The organism is Exiguobacterium algae (assembly GCF_018617875.1).
GTDB classification, from domain to species: Bacteria; Bacillota; Bacilli; order Exiguobacteriales; family Exiguobacteriaceae; genus Exiguobacterium; species Exiguobacterium algae.
Genome location: NZ_JACSKZ010000002.1, coordinates 495961 through 512049 on the forward strand (window position 1 = coordinate 495961; position 16089 = coordinate 512049).

18 protein-coding genes are annotated in these 16089 nt (G+C 48.9%); 2 read left to right on the plus strand and 16 right to left on the minus strand.

Features of this window, described 5'->3' with window-relative positions; all coding sequences use genetic code 11:
- Positions 1–10: 10 nt before the first annotated feature.
- A complete protein-coding gene (locus KNP03_RS07735) occupies positions 11–1324 on the plus strand; it encodes a dihydrolipoyl dehydrogenase family protein (RefSeq protein WP_214827746.1) in 1314 nt (437 codons plus the stop codon).
- A 42-nt stretch (positions 1325–1366) separates the two neighbouring features.
- On the opposite strand, the gene mnhG is transcribed toward KNP03_RS07735, so the two are convergent.
- From mnhG to KNP03_RS07815, 16 genes are all read right to left on the minus strand, one after another.
- Entirely contained in the window at positions 1367–1726 is a 360-nt protein-coding gene (gene mnhG / locus KNP03_RS07740; RefSeq protein ID WP_214827748.1) for a monovalent cation/H(+) antiporter subunit G, read from the minus strand.
- Positions 1704–2003 carry a Na(+)/H(+) antiporter subunit F1 gene (locus KNP03_RS07745; RefSeq protein WP_276313815.1) on the minus strand — a complete coding sequence of 100 codons (300 nt, stop codon included), beginning with the start codon at positions 2001–2003 and terminating at the stop codon, positions 1704–1706. The genes mnhG and KNP03_RS07745 overlap by 23 nt, the downstream gene beginning before the upstream one ends.
- The gene (locus tag KNP03_RS07750; RefSeq protein WP_214827750.1) at positions 2000–2485 is read right to left on the minus strand and encodes a Na+/H+ antiporter subunit E; all 486 of its coding nucleotides are present in this window, start codon (positions 2483–2485) and stop codon (positions 2000–2002) included. The genes KNP03_RS07745 and KNP03_RS07750 overlap by 4 nt, the downstream gene beginning before the upstream one ends.
- A 7-nt stretch (positions 2486–2492) precedes the next feature.
- A complete protein-coding gene (locus KNP03_RS07755) occupies positions 2493–3977 on the minus strand; it encodes a Na+/H+ antiporter subunit D (protein WP_214827753.1) in 1485 nt (494 codons plus the stop codon).
- The gene (locus tag KNP03_RS07760; protein ID WP_214827756.1) at positions 3970–4311 is read right to left on the minus strand and encodes a Na(+)/H(+) antiporter subunit C; all 342 of its coding nucleotides are present in this window, start codon (positions 4309–4311) and stop codon (positions 3970–3972) included. Before KNP03_RS07760 ends, KNP03_RS07755 begins: the two co-directional genes overlap by 8 nt.
- Positions 4311–4748, minus strand: a complete 438-nt coding sequence (locus tag KNP03_RS07765; RefSeq protein ID WP_214827759.1) for a Na(+)/H(+) antiporter subunit B — start codon at positions 4746–4748, stop codon at positions 4311–4313. The genes KNP03_RS07760 and KNP03_RS07765 overlap by 1 nt, the downstream gene beginning before the upstream one ends.
- A complete protein-coding gene (locus tag KNP03_RS07770) occupies positions 4720–7161 on the minus strand; it encodes a Na+/H+ antiporter subunit A (protein ID WP_214827762.1) in 2442 nt (813 codons plus the stop codon). The genes KNP03_RS07765 and KNP03_RS07770 overlap by 29 nt, the downstream gene beginning before the upstream one ends.
- A gap of 335 nt (positions 7162–7496) precedes the next feature.
- Positions 7497–7811, minus strand: a complete 315-nt coding sequence (gene trxA / locus KNP03_RS07775) for a thioredoxin (protein WP_214827764.1) — start codon at positions 7809–7811, stop codon at positions 7497–7499.
- Between the two features lie 110 nt (positions 7812–7921).
- The gene (locus tag KNP03_RS07780) at positions 7922–8887 is read right to left on the minus strand and encodes an electron transfer flavoprotein subunit alpha/FixB family protein (protein WP_214827766.1); all 966 of its coding nucleotides are present in this window, start codon (positions 8885–8887) and stop codon (positions 7922–7924) included.
- Between the two features lie 14 nt (positions 8888–8901).
- Complete coding sequence (locus tag KNP03_RS07785; RefSeq protein ID WP_214827767.1) at positions 8902–9675, minus strand: electron transfer flavoprotein subunit beta/FixA family protein; 774 nt, start codon at positions 9673–9675, stop codon at positions 8902–8904.
- 79 nt (positions 9676–9754) lie between these two features.
- A complete protein-coding gene (locus KNP03_RS07790) occupies positions 9755–10333 on the minus strand; it encodes a TetR/AcrR family transcriptional regulator (RefSeq protein ID WP_214827769.1) in 579 nt (192 codons plus the stop codon).
- A 79-nt stretch (positions 10334–10412) separates the two neighbouring features.
- Positions 10413–12086 (minus strand): AMP-binding protein, encoded by a 1674-nt coding sequence (locus tag KNP03_RS07795; protein ID WP_214827772.1) that lies wholly within the window; start codon positions 12084–12086, stop codon positions 10413–10415.
- 137 nt (positions 12087–12223) lie between these two features.
- Positions 12224–12694, minus strand: coding sequence for a DUF4825 domain-containing protein (locus KNP03_RS07800; RefSeq protein WP_214827775.1), 471 nt, complete (start codon positions 12692–12694; stop codon positions 12224–12226).
- 12 nt (positions 12695–12706) lie between these two features.
- Entirely contained in the window at positions 12707–13831 is a 1125-nt protein-coding gene (locus KNP03_RS07805) for an ABC transporter permease subunit (protein WP_214827778.1), read from the minus strand.
- Complete coding sequence (locus KNP03_RS07810) at positions 13821–14702, minus strand: ABC transporter ATP-binding protein (RefSeq protein WP_214827781.1); 882 nt, start codon at positions 14700–14702, stop codon at positions 13821–13823. The genes KNP03_RS07805 and KNP03_RS07810 overlap by 11 nt, the downstream gene beginning before the upstream one ends.
- Entirely contained in the window at positions 14677–15078 is a 402-nt protein-coding gene (locus KNP03_RS07815) for a GntR family transcriptional regulator (RefSeq protein WP_214827783.1), read from the minus strand. The genes KNP03_RS07810 and KNP03_RS07815 overlap by 26 nt, the downstream gene beginning before the upstream one ends.
- A gap of 178 nt (positions 15079–15256) precedes the next feature.
- Between KNP03_RS07815 and KNP03_RS07820 the strand changes: the two genes are divergently transcribed.
- A complete protein-coding gene (locus tag KNP03_RS07820; RefSeq protein ID WP_214827787.1) occupies positions 15257–16027 on the plus strand; it encodes a hypothetical protein in 771 nt (256 codons plus the stop codon).
- Positions 16028–16089: the final 62 nt, after the last annotated feature.

Here is a 16089-nt window from a genome sequence, read left to right on the forward strand (position 1 = left end):
GGAGTTTTTCATGAAACGGTACGATGTAATCATCATCGGGAGTGGTTCCGCTGCGAGCCAAGCCGCATCGATTTTAAGCGATGCCGGGAAAGAAATCGCCATTGTTGAGAACTGGACGTTCGGTGGGACATGCCCGCAACGGGGATGCGACCCGAAGAAAATGCTCGTCGAAGGAGCAGACCTCATCGCCCGCTTCAAACAGATGCAACCGCTCGGGGTAAATGGTTCACTCACACTTGATTGGTCAACCTTTAAGCAGCGAATCGACGAATACCGTTTTTCCATTCCAACATCGAAGACGCAACATTGGAACGAATTAAATATCGATTTATTTCAAGGCGAGCCGCACTTTGTCGATGCAGACTCGATTCAGATCGACGGGCATGAGATTTCAGCCCATCAATTTTTGATTGCGAGTGGGCAAACCCCTCGCCCGCTCGATATTCCGGGGGGCGAACATGCCATTACGAGCGATGAGGTGTTCGACCTCGATCACTTACCCGAACACATCCTAATCGTTGGGGCCGGTTATGTCGCGTTTGAGTTCGCTCACATTTTCCGCCGTTTCGGCAGCCAGGTGACGTTACTGATTCGGTCACAAGCGTTGAAAGCGTTCGACCGGAAAGTCGTGAATCGGTTGATCGACGAATCGAGACGGATCGGGATTGAAATCCGGCATGGGGTCGAGCCTGTCCGCATTGATGGCGACACGCTGACACTTTCAGATGACTCTACCCTTGAAGGTCTCGTCCTTAACGCCACCGGAAGAATTCCGAGCATCGAGCGACTACATTTAGATGTTGGTGAGGTCGAAACCAATCAACGAGGCATTATCGTGAATGATTTTTTGCAAACGAGCAATCCGGACATTTATGCCGCCGGTGATGTGGCGGACAGTCGAAATCCAGCACTTACGCCGTTCGCAGGACAGGAAGGAAGAATTGCAGCCCTGAACATGTTGCGGGGCAACACACGTCCTCTTCCAGAACGTCCAGCCCCGACCATCGTCTATGCGACACCGCCGATCGCCAAAGTCGGACTGACCATTGAAGAGGCGAAAGCAAAAGGAATTGAGTTTGATGTGAGAGACCATGAGATGTCCCATTTCCTCACATATGAGCGGATTCATGACGAGACGGCATTCTCCCGTATATTGATTGATGCAGAAGGTCACGTCATCGGGGCACACCTCATCGGTCAACACGCTCCCGAACTGATCAATTTGTTTTCTTTCATTATACAGAACAATCTCTCCCATCAGCATGTGAAACACTTAGAGTTCGCCTATCCGACCGCCGCCTCTGACTTGACGTACCTGATTTGAAAAAAACGGGATTCGCATCCACTGCGAATCCCGTTTTGCTGATTATTCGATTCCTTTTTCCTTGTCTTCCTTCAAAGCGTCTTGTAACGACTTCTCCCAGAGCGGGACACCTTTTGCGTGCGCCGCACGAGAAATGAGATGTCCTCCGACCGGAGCGGTCAACAAGACGAAAAACAATCCGAGCAACAGACGGGCATCAAAGACACGTTCATCCACATACACATGGAGAACCGCTGCAAACAAGACAAACATGACGCCGAGCGTCGAGCTCTTCGAGGCGGCGTGTGTCCTTGAATAAATATCAGGGAGCCGGACGAGGCCGATGGCGGCGACGACCGTTAAAAAGACCCCAATGATCGTGAAGACGCCCGTGATAATATCAAAGATCGTCGTTGCGGTCATTTTGAATAATCTCCCCTCTCTCCAGGAATTTCGAGAATGCCACCGTACCGATGAACGCCAGAATACTCAAAAGAAGAATGACTTCAAAGTACATCGTCGTGTCCAGCAAAATGGAGAGCAATGCGACGACGGAAATCAAGGCAATCCCGATCGAGTCAAGGGCAATGACGCGGTCCGCTGTCGTCGGTCCTTTAACCACACGGTACAGCATCAACATCATCGCCAGAACGAGAATGGCGAGAGAAATATAGATGAGCACATCCAATACATTCATCATTCCGTCGCCTCCTTAATACTCAATTCGAAATTCTTATAGATTTCTTTTTTAATCACTTCTTTATCCGGCATATTGAGTGCATGAATGTACAATGCCGAATTGTCCCTCGACACTTGGACGACGAGCGTCCCGGGTGTCAGGGTGATGAGCATCGATAAAAGACTGACTTTCCATCCTTTGTCGAGCTCCGTTTCGTAACGGAAAATCCCAGGTTGAATTTTTAGTTTCGGGCTCATCACGAGTCGCAACACTTCAAAGTTCGCAAGGAACAGTTCGCGAATGAAAATGACGAACAGCTTGAACAGTCTCCAGACACGTGCGAAATAGAAGCTCCCACCGTCCGTGCGAAAGAATCGGCGCATCATGAACAAGATGAACAGCCCAAGTAAATAACCGATAAAAAATCCGCTGGACGTGAATGATTCCGTGAGGAACATCCAAATGAACGCCAGGAAGAAGTTAATCAATAATTGATATGCCATCTCGTCCTCACTCCTTTAGTACAGCATCGATGTAGATTTCCGGGCTAACGAGCGGCTCGATCGCTTGTGTGATATACGGATGAATCCATTCCGCACCAAAACCATAGGCCACGGACACGGCAAGTAACAAGAAAACCGGAATGACCAGTCGTTTCGCAAACGGTGCGAGCGGTCCATCGTATTCCCGTTTCGCTTCACCCCAGAATCCATACATGAAAATTTTCATCACGGAGAAGAGGACAAACAGGCTCGATAACAAGACGAGAATCGGAGCAAACAGTTCTCCTTCGTCCATTCCGCCCGAGACAATCAAGAGCTTCCCGAAGAATCCGCTAAGCGGCGGAATGCCCGCAAGCGACAGGGCCGCTACGAAGAAGGTCCACCCGAGCATTGGGAAACGGGTGATCAATCCACCCATATCGCGAAGCAGTCCAGATTTCGTGATGCCGATCATCATTCCGACGAGCATGAACAAGACGGCTTTGATCAACATGTCGTGAATCAAATAATAGAGTGACCCTTCAAGCGAGGTCTGCGTGTTGACAGAAATCCCATACAAGATGACACCGACGGCAATCATGATGTTGTAAATGATGATCAGTTTGACATCGTTGTAGGCAATGGCTCCGGTCATCCCGATGAAAATCGTCAAGACCGCAAGCACCATGAGGAATGTTTGAAGAAACGTTCCGTTCCCGTCAAACAGCAACGTGTACGTACGGAAAATCGAGTACACGCCGACTTTCGTCAATAAGGCCCCGAACATGGCGAGAATCGGCGTCGGTGCGACGACATATGCCCCGGGTAGCCAATAATGGAGGGGAACAAGCGCCCCTTTCATCCCGAAGACAATGATGAACATGACCCCGATGGCCGTAATGACGTTCTGATTCTCTATGAGCGGGATCTTCATGGCCAAGTCTGCCAAGTTCAACGTGCCGGTCACACTGTAGAGGAGCGCGACGGACATGACGAAGAGGGCAGAGGCAATGATGTTCACAAGTAGATACTTAATCGATTCCCGTAGTTGGACACCGCGTCCCCCGAGGACGATCAAGACGTATGAAGACATCAGGAAGACCTCGAAGAAGACGAATAAGTTAAAGATATCGCCCGTCGTGAACGCTCCATTCACCCCGACAAGCAAGAATAACATCGCGACATACAAGTAGTTCCCTTCATAGGACTCGAAAAAGTAATGGACGGCGAACCAGACGACGAACAACGTCAATAAGGTCGATGTCGTAACAAGAAGTGCCGACAACATGTCCGAGACGAGCGTAATCCCGAACGGGGCCATCCAGTCTCCGAGGTTGAGGGTTTGAATGCCGTCAATAGAGACCGTGTGCACTAAGAAGAGCGACACGATCAACGTAAGGACTAAAGCTCCGAGTGCCATGGCGCGCTGGATAACGACCCGCTTTGGCATAAACATCATGATAATGGCGGCAAGGGCCGGGATGACAATCGGAAAGATCGGTAAGTTAATCATATGTTTCGGTTCCTTTCATTTCCTCCATATTATCCGTGTTCAACTCTTGGTACGTCCGGTAAGCGAGTACCAGGAAGAACGCGGTCACCCCAAAGCTGATGACAATCGCCGTCAAGACGAGCGCTTGCGGGAGCGGGTCCGTATAATCGGTCACTCCATGGACGAGGACAGGAGCGTCTCCTGTCTTCAACCCTGCGGTCGTCAACACAAGTAAATGGGCAGCGTGACTAAATAGTGCCGTACCGATGATGATGCGCAACAAACTCCTTGAGAGAACAAGATAGACTGCACACATCGTCAATACGCCGATGATGATGCTGATGAAAACTTCCATTATTCACTCTCTCCAATCGTTTGAATAATCGTCATGGTGACACCAATGACCACGAGATAAACCCCGAGGTCGAACGCAATCGCCGTATGAAGGGTCTGCTCACCGAGAAGCGGCAAGTGAAACTTATCATAGGCATGCGTCAGGAACGGGCGACCCCAAAAGATTGAATGTAACGATGTTCCTAACGCAATCAATAATCCTGTAGCGGTCATTAACCGGTAATCGATCGGCAGGACGGTTTTAAGCGTCTGCGAGTCAAATGCGAGCAACAATAAAACAAGTGCCGAAGACGTCATCAATCCCCCGATGAATCCTCCCCCCGGTGAATAGTGACCGGCGAAGAATAAATCGATTGAGAAAATGACGATGATGAAGAAGATGATGATGGCCGCCGTCTGCAGAATGACATCATTGACGGGTTTGCTTTTGCGCTTCATGTGCACCTTCTCCTTTCGTACGTCGTGTCGTTCTAAATTTAATCATCGTGTAAATCCCGAGTGAAGCAAGCGAGAGAACGACGATTTCAAACAAGGTATCAAATCCACGGAAGTCGACTAAGACGACGTTGACCATGTTTTTCCCTGCAGCTAGCTCGTATACGTTCTCTTTGTAGTATTCCGAAATCGATGTGAGCGATTTGTTCGAGAGGGCCATGAAGCTGAGCATCGTGACCGTTGCCCCGACTAGAATCGCAATCATCGCATTTCCAATCTTGAAACGCATCCGAACTTCTTTTTTACTGATGTCCGGCATGTGGTAGAACACGAGCAAGAAGAGTGCGACCGAAACCGTCTCGATGACGAGCTGTGTAAGCGCCAAGTCCGGTGCCCCGAAGAATACGAAGAAGAGCGCAACCCCATACCCGACTACACCAAGCAGGATAATCGACGGGAGACGTGAGCGCATGAACAGAATGGCCAATGCCGCTAACACGACGACTGCGCCGAGCACGTATTCATATGGCGCAATCTCTGCCAAATTCTCGAATGAGAAGTTGAACAAATCAAGCCATGCCATCGTGAACAACATCATGCCAGACAAGAATACAAAGATATAAATCAAGTAAGAGCGAATGAAGCCGGTCATATAGTTATCCTTAAACCGGTACGCTGCCTTATTCGACCAGACGAGCGAGCCGTCGTACATCCCGTTCAACGTCAAACGATGCGGAATGCGGTTATAAATGCCCATCCATCTTCCAATCTGCCAGAACAGAAGCGTTCCGAGCAAGACGACTCCGATTGTCATCATGAGTTCAGGAGTCAAGCCATGCCAGAAGGAAATATGAACCTCAACCTCTTCCCCACCTGCCACAAGCGATGGATAAATCGCTTCGACGGCCGGTTGAATCAAAGAGTGGGACAACACGTTCGGGAACAAACCGAATCCGACGACGAGAATCGCGAGAATGACAGGCGAAATCAACATGCCGACCGGTGCTTCATGAGGTGTTTTCGGTAACAGCTCAAACTTCGCTTTCCCCATAAACGTCCGCGTGAAAATCAACAAACTGTAGATGAACGTAAACACACTTCCGATAAATGCGACAATCGGTAAGATGAGACCAATTGAATCCAATGCGAAGAAATCCATCGAGGCCACTTTGGTCGTCGCCTTCAAGAACATCTCTTTACTCAAAAAGCCGTTGAACGGCGGAAGACCTGCCATAGATAATGACCCGATGACGGCAACGGTGAATGAGATCGGCATGACGGTCATGAGACCGCCGAGCTTTCGCACATCCCGCGTCCCGGTCTCATGGTCGATAATCCCGACCATCATGAAGAGCGAGCCTTTGAACGTCGCGTGGTTGATCAAATGGAAGATGGCTGCAATGGTCGCCACCATATAAATGTTCTCGTCCAACCCCTCGTAATGAAGCGCTGCCGCCCCGAGACCGAGAAGAGACATGATCAACCCGAGCTGACTGACGGTCGAGAACGCGAGGATCCCTTTCAAATCCGTCTGTTTGACCGCATTGAACGACCCCCAGAACATCGTGAACATCCCAACCGAGGCGATCGTCCATAACCAAACCGGCGATTCCTGGAACACCGGGCTCATCCGGGCGACCAGATAAAGACCGGCCTTGACCATCGTCGCCGAATGCAGGTATGCACTGACCGGCGTCGGGGCTTCCATCGCATCCGGTAACCAGATATGGAATGGGAACTGGGCAGACTTCGTGAAGGCCCCAAGGAGAATCAATACCATCGCGACGAGGAAGAGCGGACTCTCAGCGATGACCGCTTGGTTGGCCACCATCTCACGGATGCTGTATGAACCGACCATCGATTCCAAGAGGATAATCCCCCCGAGCATCGCAAGTCCCCCAAACACCGTAAGGAGCATCGATTTCTGCGCGCCGTAACGAGAACGTTCTTTTTCATACCAATACCCGATTAAGAGGAAAGATGAAATCGACGTGAGTTCCCAGAACATGTACATCACAATCATGTTGTCTGAAAGCACAACCCCGAGCATCGCCCCCATGAACATCAACAAGTATACGTAGAAATGTCCAAGTGACTCTTTGTCCTTATCCAAGTAGTAAATGGAATACAAGACGACAAGCGCCCCGATTCCGGTAATCAAAAGAGCGAATAACAAACTGAGTCCGTCAACATACGCTGTGAATTCCACACCGAGCGAAGGCATCCAGGACACTGTCTTTGTGACGACTTCTCCTGCACTCGTTGTTGGCATGTATCCGGCAAAGTACGTAAACAGAAGAACCGGTACGATGAGGACGAACCATCCTGTATGAATCCGCTTCAGTCCCCAGAAGAATAACGGGATGAACGGAGCCGCGAGCAGCGGCAATAAAATAGCTAGATGTAAAACCGACAAGAAAATTCCTCCTTCGAACAGAGTCGTAAAGTAAGTTCACTTGACTCCATCACATCTTCTTCATGAGTATAGCGCAAATTTTCAGTCTGTTTCCATGATAAAAGCTTCCAGTATGTTCGTCGCGCCTTGAATTCATCCCATTCTGTTAAATATGAAGAGACGCGACAGAAAATCATAAAAAAAATTTTGAGGAGACTACGTTATGTAAACGGAACCAATCAAAGTCATGGTTATTTGAACTTGAATCGAATCCGAACCAGTTTCTCCTATCTAATCCTTTTTCCCTTGAATCCAAACAAAAAAACAGCCGATCTGATGATCGGCTGTCGATTGACTTATTGTGCTGTCGCGATAAACTCTTTGAGCGCTTCTTTTGGTTGGAAGCCCATTGTTTTCGAAACAGGTTGTCCGTCTTTGAACATCATGAGTGTCGGGATACTTTGGATTTGGAAAGCACCCGCTACTTCTGGGTTTTCGTCCACGTCGAGTTTGACGATTTGAACTTTGTCGCCCATCTCTTGATCGAGTTCTTCAAGAACCGGTGCGATCATGCGGCATGGTCCACACCAAGCTGCCCAGAAATCTACGAGGACTACGCCCTCTTTTACGTCTTGTTCAAATGATTGAGTCGTTGCATGTTTAATAGCCATTTTAGTAAATACCTCCCCAATAAGATGAGAGAGCTCGAAATAAAGAACCCTCATGCATTTCATGTTCAGAGTATACCACGGAGGGTAAAAACTCCAAAACGTTTTGCCTCTTAGCTATTGACGAGGTGTTTACGGAATTCTTCTGTCAACATCGGGACGACGTCGAACAAATCGCCAACGATGCCATAATCCGCCACGCTGAAGATGTTTGCTTCCGGGTCTTTGTTGATGGCGACGATGACTTTCGCGTTGCTCATCCCAGCCAAGTGCTGGATCGCACCTGAAATCCCGCAAGCGATGTAAAGGTCCGGTGTGACGACTTTACCGGTTTGACCGATTTGGAGTGCGTAGTCACAGTAGTCCGCGTCACATGCTCCACGTGAAGCACCGACCGCTCCACCGAGCAGTTCAGCAAGCTCTTCGAGCGGTTTGAAGCCGTCTTCGCTCTTCACGCCGCGACCACCCGCGACGATGACTTTCGCTTCTGACAAGTCGACTTTCCCTGTCGCTTTGCGAACGACTTCTTTGACGATCATCGCAAGGTCTTTTATTTCGACTGCCGGTGTCTCGACCGTCACGCTCGCACCTGCTTGGCGCGGCAATGCATCGATGTTGTTCGGACGAATCGTGAAGAACATGACTGATTCTTTGAACTTCACTTTTTCAAACGCTTTTCCTGAGTAAATCGGACGGACAAACTCCGCGTCTTGCCCCGTTCCCTCGATGGAAACGACATCACTGATCAGACCGGCATCAAGTCGAGCCGCGAGTTTCGGTGCGATATCTTTTCCGAGGGCCGTATGTCCGAGGACAATCAGATCCGGGCTTTCCTGGTCAATCAACTGACGAAGGACTTGTCCGTATCCGTCTGGCGTATAGTGCTTGAGCCGTTCATCTTCAACAACGAGAACGCGGCCTGCACCGTATTCTCCGAGCTCTTGAGCGAGTGCTTGCACGTGATCCCCAATCACGACTGCCGTCACATCGTCCGTCAATTGTTTCGCCGCTGCGATTGCTTCAAATGATACGTTACGTAATGCGCCTTCACGCGCCTCTGCGAGTACTAAAGCTTTCATCTATGATCTCCCCCTTAAATGACTTTCGCTTCTGTGCGAAGAAGTTGAACGAGTTCGCTGACTTGTGATGACAAGTCGCCTTCGAGAATACGTCCGGCTTTCTTCTCTTCCGGCAAGAATCGTTCGATTGTCTCGATCTTCGCTTCGATTTCATCTTCATCGAGGTCGAGGTCCATGAGTTCGAGTTCTTCAAGCGGCTTTTTCTTCGCCTTCATGATTCCTGGAAGACTTGGATAACGCGGCTCGTTCAAGCCTTGTTGCGCTGTTACAAGAAGCGGGAGACCGACTTCGATCACTTCTGTGTCTCCTTCGACGTCTCGTGTGACTGTCGCTGTTGTACCGTCGATGTCTAGTGCCGTGATTGTCGTTACATAGTTCATGTCGAGTAATTCCGCGACACGTGGTGCAACTTGACCACTTCCGCCGTCGATGGCAACGTTCCCTGCGAAAATGAGGTCAACCTCTTGTTCTTTCAAGAACGTGGCGAGTACTTTTGAAATCGTCACATGGTCTGCCTCTTCGATATCGTCCTCAATCGAGATCCGGACTGCTTTGTCCGCTCCCATCGCGAGTGCTGTACGGAGTTCTTTATCCGCATCCTCTGGTCCGACCGTGACAACCGTGACCTCTCCCCCGAGTGCATCACGTTTTTGAATCGCTTCCTCGACCGCATACTCATCGTAAGGGTTGATGATGAATTCAGCTCCGTCTTCTTGAATTTCCCCATTTTCAAGCTGAATCGCTTCCTCAGTATCAAACGTACGCTTCAGCAACACAAAAATATTCATGGTTGATCCCCCTTTTATCAATTCTTCCCATCATTCATGAATCAGCATTCATTTTTTGAGCTAGTGATAGGGCTCACTGTTAAGCAAGCCCCTTTTTTAACATATGGTGTACTTTTGGTAACGTCGACAACAAGTCGTACTTGAAGCCGCTTGCCATCCAACTCGTGACGACCTCATCAATCGTGCCAAAGATCATTTGACGCGCGAGTCGATAATCCAATGCTTGATCAAACTCACCCGTCGCGATTCCGTGTTTGACGACCGAGTCGATCAAGTTCAAATACGGTTTGAGCACTTCCCCGATTTTTTGGCGGAGTGCCAAGTTTGACTGTCTGAGCTCGATCTGTGTCACGACGGCGAGGTCGTAATCGACCGACAGCTGTTTCAGATGTGATTCAATCAACTGGTACAATTTATCACCGGCTGTTTCCTCTTTCTCGATTTGTTGCTTCGAGTAATCGATGAACAGCCCCATCTTCGTCTGGAACAACTCGATGAGAAGGTGTTCCTTGTTCTTGAAATACAAGTAAATTGTGCCGTCCGCGACGCCCGCCTCTTTGGCGATGGCCGTCACCTTTGCACCGTGATAGCCATGGTCTGCAATCACTTTCACTGCCGCATCAATGATGCGGTCACTTTTTGATCCGTTATTTGTCATAAACCCCAAGCTCCTTACCGCTGCAGAAAAATGAATGATGGTTCATTCATTTATTATTCTATCACGCATGGGCTTGGTGTCAACTGCTTTGTTTCACTTGTTTCGCCTTCTCTTCGTCAACGAGGACGCGACGCAAGATCTTCCCGACGAACGTCTTCGGTAACTCGTCACGGAATTCATATAACTTCGGTACTTTATAGGCCGCGAGCTTCTCACGACAATGCTTGTCGAGCTCTTCTTCCGTCACGTTCATCCCATCCCGCAAGACAATGAACGCTTTCACCGTCTCCCCGCGATACGGGTCAGGCACCCCGATACAGACCGCTTCCTTGACGGCTGGGTGTTCATAGAGAATTTCTTCAATCTCACGCGGATAGACGTTGAAGCCGCCGGCGATGATCATGTCTTTCTTCCGGTCGACGATATAGAAGAATCCGTCCTCGCCCATATATCCGAGGTCACCGGTCGCAAGCCATCCATCCTTCAAGACCGCTGCCGTCTCTTCAGGTTTCTGCCAGTACCCTTTCATGACTTGAGGTCCGCTCAGCATGATTTCACCGATTTCACCGACCTCAGCCTCCGTCTCGCCATCTGCTTTTACTATTTTAGCAGAAGTATCCGAGAGCGGGGCACCAATCGAGCCGACAATCCGTTTATCCCATAGGAAGTTCGCATGTGTGACCGGAGACGTCTCAGATAGACCATATCCTTCAACGATTCGACCACCTGTGATCTTCTCGAACTCTTCCTGTACTTCAACAGGGAGCGGTGCCGAACCGGAGATACACGCCTCAATCGAAGACAAATCGTATTTTTTCAGTTTCGGATCGTTCAGAATCCCGACATACATCGTCGGGGCACCCGGGAAGAAGTGTGGTTTCTTCTTCTGAATCGTCTTCAAAACGTCGGTCACTTCAAATCGAGGCACGAGCACGAGTTCATAGCCATTTGTGACCCCGAAGTTTAGACAGCACGACATTCCGTATACGTGGAAGAATGGAACGACACAAAGCACGCGCTTTTCGTCCCCGCGATTGTATTTATAGAATAAGTTCGTGATTTGGTCCGCATTCGCCGTCAAGTTGAAGTGGGTCAACATGACGCCTTTCGGGAGTCCCGTCGTCCCTCCTGTATATTGAAGAACCGCAACGTCTTCTTTCGGGTCGATTTCGAGCGGCGTGACCGGATTGAAGTCTTTGTAGTCTTTAAATGGAGTCGAACCAGTCGTATCGATCACGATATTATTCTCACGTTTCACTTTGATCGGATACAGTTTGTTTTTCGGGAATGGTAAGTAGTCAGCGATACTTGTCGTGATGACGGTTTGAATCTCCGTTTTCTCACTGACGCGAAGTGTTTTCGGATATAACAAGTCGAGGGTGATGACGATTTTGACGCCCGCGTCCGTGACGAGGTTTTCAAGTTCGCGTTCCGTATAGAGCGGGTTCGTCTGAACGACCGTCCCCCCTGCATACAGCACTGCATAGAACGAGATCACATATTGAGGACAGTTCGGAAGCATGAGGCTGACGCGGTCCCCTTTTTCAAGCCCTTTCGCTTGAAGCATCGTGGCGAGTCGGCGTGCGGCATCATCGATTTCCGCGAATGTCCATTCTTTCCCGATAAAGGAGACGGCCGTACGATTCGGATAATCCTTTGCTGCGCGAGACAACGCCTCATAAAGTGGCTTTACCTCGTAATCAATCGACTGGGGCATACCTTCTGGATAATCTTGTAACCACGGTTTGTTCATCGCTGTTCCTCCCTAAAAATGAATAGTCATTCAGTTAACTCTATTATAATGCTAAGAAAACGCTTTCATCTACCCTTTACCCTATAATTTTCAGAAAATATCAAAAAAAGCGATTGGATGAAAAAAATCCAATCGCTTTAGACTTGCTTAAAATATGGCGTCGCTTCATTCGCGTCGTTCATCTTTTCATTGAGCCGGTCATTTAAATCCTCTTCCCATTCAATCGTCGAGAAATCTGTCTCAAACCACGCCTCCATCTCAGGACGAGAGAAAGCATACGTCCGATTCGGGAATGCAAACCGAACGATTTCTGCATTGTCGAGGAGTGTGAAATACGCTGCCGCATTCCGGATGGCCAACCTTTCCTGTTCCTGCACGTCAAGCCCCGGATCGTTGTAGCGGACGGTCACCCCATACGGACGATTCTTCGTTTGGAGTTCGATTGACTGATAGGAGTCATGTAGCGGCAAATTTTGAGTAATTCCAATCACAGCATTATTGTCCCCGACAAACGAACCCTTGTATTGAAAAGCGTTCGACTGAGTCATGTTTTGCGTGCAGCCAGCCAACATCAGAACAGCTATGAACAGCATACCAAGGCGTTTCATGGAACATCCTCCTTATGATTTCAGTTTCAAGTTGAAACGGTAGAGCAGGCGTTTGGCAAGTAAGTGTGCCAAGAACGCGCCAATCACAAAGCCGACGAGATACAATGTCACGCTTTGTGGATAAAAAATGCCCGAGAAGAATACCCCGCCAAACATCGCGAAGCAAATGATGATGATGATGTGGATGAGCCATAACCAGTTCGAGAACATGAAGAAGCGACCATTGTTTTCTTGGGGCGATTCTTTAAACATCCACAACCCAAGACCGAACGTGAGGACAATAAATATAATCGGGCTAGATAAACCGATTGTGAGAAACTCTGTCCATTCCGCCCGAGAATCAAAGATTAAATACATATCGGTATTAATGATGTTATTCAAAGGTGAAAGGATTCGCATCGGTACACTTTCGAATGCTTCCTCAAAGAACAAATAGGAAGCATTTGGAGAAAAGGCAAAAAGTGACCCTTGAATGAGTAGTAAAATCCCCATCGGAAAAACGAGTGCGACGAACGTCCAAACGACTTGGGAGATGGCCTCTCCTCCAAACGATCCCATCCATAGCGAGACCGAGAAGAATGAAATCCCCGATAATAGTAAGAAAAGAATCAACCCAAGTACTTTCATTTCATTCCCTTCCAACAAAAATGAATAATCGGAAAGACGAATGATGAGGAACATCAATGTCCCTCCAACCAATGTCGTTGCAATGATACCTGTGATTCCAATCACCCACTTCGATATGTAAAGCTGGGTACGGGTGTAAGGTAGCGACATCGAAAAGTCCGACATTTGACTGTTTCGCTCACTCCCAATCAATACGGACGCCATGAGTGCACCGAAGATGACATATAAGAAGAGGACGACCCCCATCGGGATGAGTGCTTCGAGGCCACCGAGATACCCGTAATCTGAATTACTATTGAAGAAATCCTCGGTGTTCATCGTCTCAACATCTTCTTGAACCACATCCAAATAGTCACTAGGGTTCTCTTGAATGTTGCGAATCTGTTCTTCATACACTTGCATTTGCGTCCAGACCGGCACCGTAAAGGCGACGACGCCTAAGAAGACGAGCAAGATCCAAAGTAGCGACACCTGTTTCCAATCCTTCTTCAGCAATACTTTAGACAGCATGGGCTTCCCCTCCTAACTGAACCCGAAATACGTCTTCAAGGGACATCGGAATTTCTTCAATCAGCATCGGGTCATGGGCGTCGATGAACGCCTCGAGTTCCTCGGTCCGTTCTTTTGCCATGAATAACACGACCCGCCCTGTCACGCTGACGATTTCAATGTCTTTGCGCTCCAGCAATTCGACCGGTACGTGGTCATTAAAGACCACCTGCCACTTGACGCTCGAGGTGCGTGCCTCTTCAAGCGACATGATCGCTTTGACACGCCCTGTTTCAATCATGATCACTTTGTCAGCGATCCGCTCGAGTTCGTGCAGCTGGTGACTGGACACGATGATCGAGCAGTTTCGGCTTTCAACCTGAGCGATCATGAGCTTCAGTACATCTGATTTGGCGACGACGTCAAGTCCGTCCGTCGGCTCATCGAGCAGATAATACTTCGCCTGAACGGCAAAAGCGAGCGATAGTGTCACGAGCGCCTTTTGTCCTTTCGACAGCTGGCGGATTTTTTTATTTTCAATGTTGTACCGCGTGAGCGTCTCCCGGAACGCCGAACGACTGAACGACGGATAGATGGATTCATACAGTCCTACCGCCTCGTCTACCGTGTAGTGTTTGAGTGCATCGGCCGAATCCGGAACGAAGATGACGTCCCGCTTTAACCCCGCGTCTTTAAAGATACTCTTCTTCCCATATACGACATCGCCCGTATCGGGACGGATGATCCCGACCATCGTTCGAAGAAGTGTCGTCTTCCCGGCACCGTTTCGTCCGACTAGCGCAATGATTTCCCCCGGTTCGACAGAAAAGTCGATCCCATCAAGCACGGTCTGCCGGTCGATTTTCTTACTCAGATGTTCTACTGTCAGCATGGCTTTCCCCTACTTTCTTATATTCTGTCCGTAATACTGAAATCGCCTCTTCCAGTGACACGTTCGCATAGTGGCAGTCGATGGCGAGTTTTTTGATGGACTCGATGACCGGATCACGCGCCGAGCGCTGCGCGACCCAATCTTCCGATACGAACGTACCACGCCCACGATGCATCTCGAGCAACCCGAGCCGCTCCAGCTCCTGGTAGGCTTTACTGACCGTGTTCGGATTGATGACAAGGTCAGTCGCCAACTCCCGGACCGACATCACCTTGTCCCCCGGTCGCAGGATCCCTCGAATGACAAGCTCTTTTGTCTGATTGACGATTTGTTCATATAAAGGCTCTGAACTCTTCATATCCATTTTGTATAACATGGGTCACACCCTCTCCTAGTCAAGGTCTTACTCTAAGTGTATTATATGTATTAGTACACGTAAACACAATAGTTCTTTGAGGGTACTTTTAGTTTACAGGGAATTGGAAAAGTTTTGAATACGACTTTGGACCGAGGTATCCCCTCGTATTATCAGGTACATTGGTGGAGAGGTGACGATGATGAAGAAGCAACTGATCATAATTGGAGCGGGATTGATCGCGCTTGGGATCGTTGGATGGACGAGTTTCGCGAAGCACGAGGCAAAGAGCGTGTATGCGGACTATGTCCAAACGACTTATAAAGAAGAAGCGGATGTGGAGGCTACTTTCGACTGGAAACAAGGTGGTTATGTCGGCAGGTTCACTTTAAAAGAAGAACCGTTCAAGGGAAGCTATTGGGTCGTGACGTATCCGGACGGCTCGATGTACGATGACGTCATGGAGGTCTATTGGCAAAAGGAAGCCGAGACCTCCATGCATGAACGACTCGTAAAGGCAGGAGTTCTTCAAAAAGAGGAAACGGTTCGTGCGACCGTACCGAATGGCGTCGATCTTGACCGTGACATTCAAATCCTGCCCTCCCCGACCTCCATCTATGAGGTCCACCCGGAGCAGTTCCTTGACCTCTCAATCATGTTTCATGAGGATTGGAACAACACCGATGAACAGAAGCAGCGCATCGTCGACGTCATTCACCAACTACGTGACGATGTGAATATGTTTCACTTCTCATTTGACGGAAATCCAGGTGGGAATGACGACTTCACCGAACGGTATATGCTTCTGTCCCGGAATGCCGACTCTATCGCGACCTCTTTCTTAGATATCCAAACGGTTGATGATTTGAATGCATATGACCGCTTATACGGGTATGACAGTACGACGTTTATCTATGAATATCATTTTGACGGAACGAAAATCGAAGATGAAATGCAGACGACACCGTAAATCGGTGTCGTCTTTTTTGAGTCGTTTGACTTTACACAAAAATCGAGATGCTGTATTGTTTG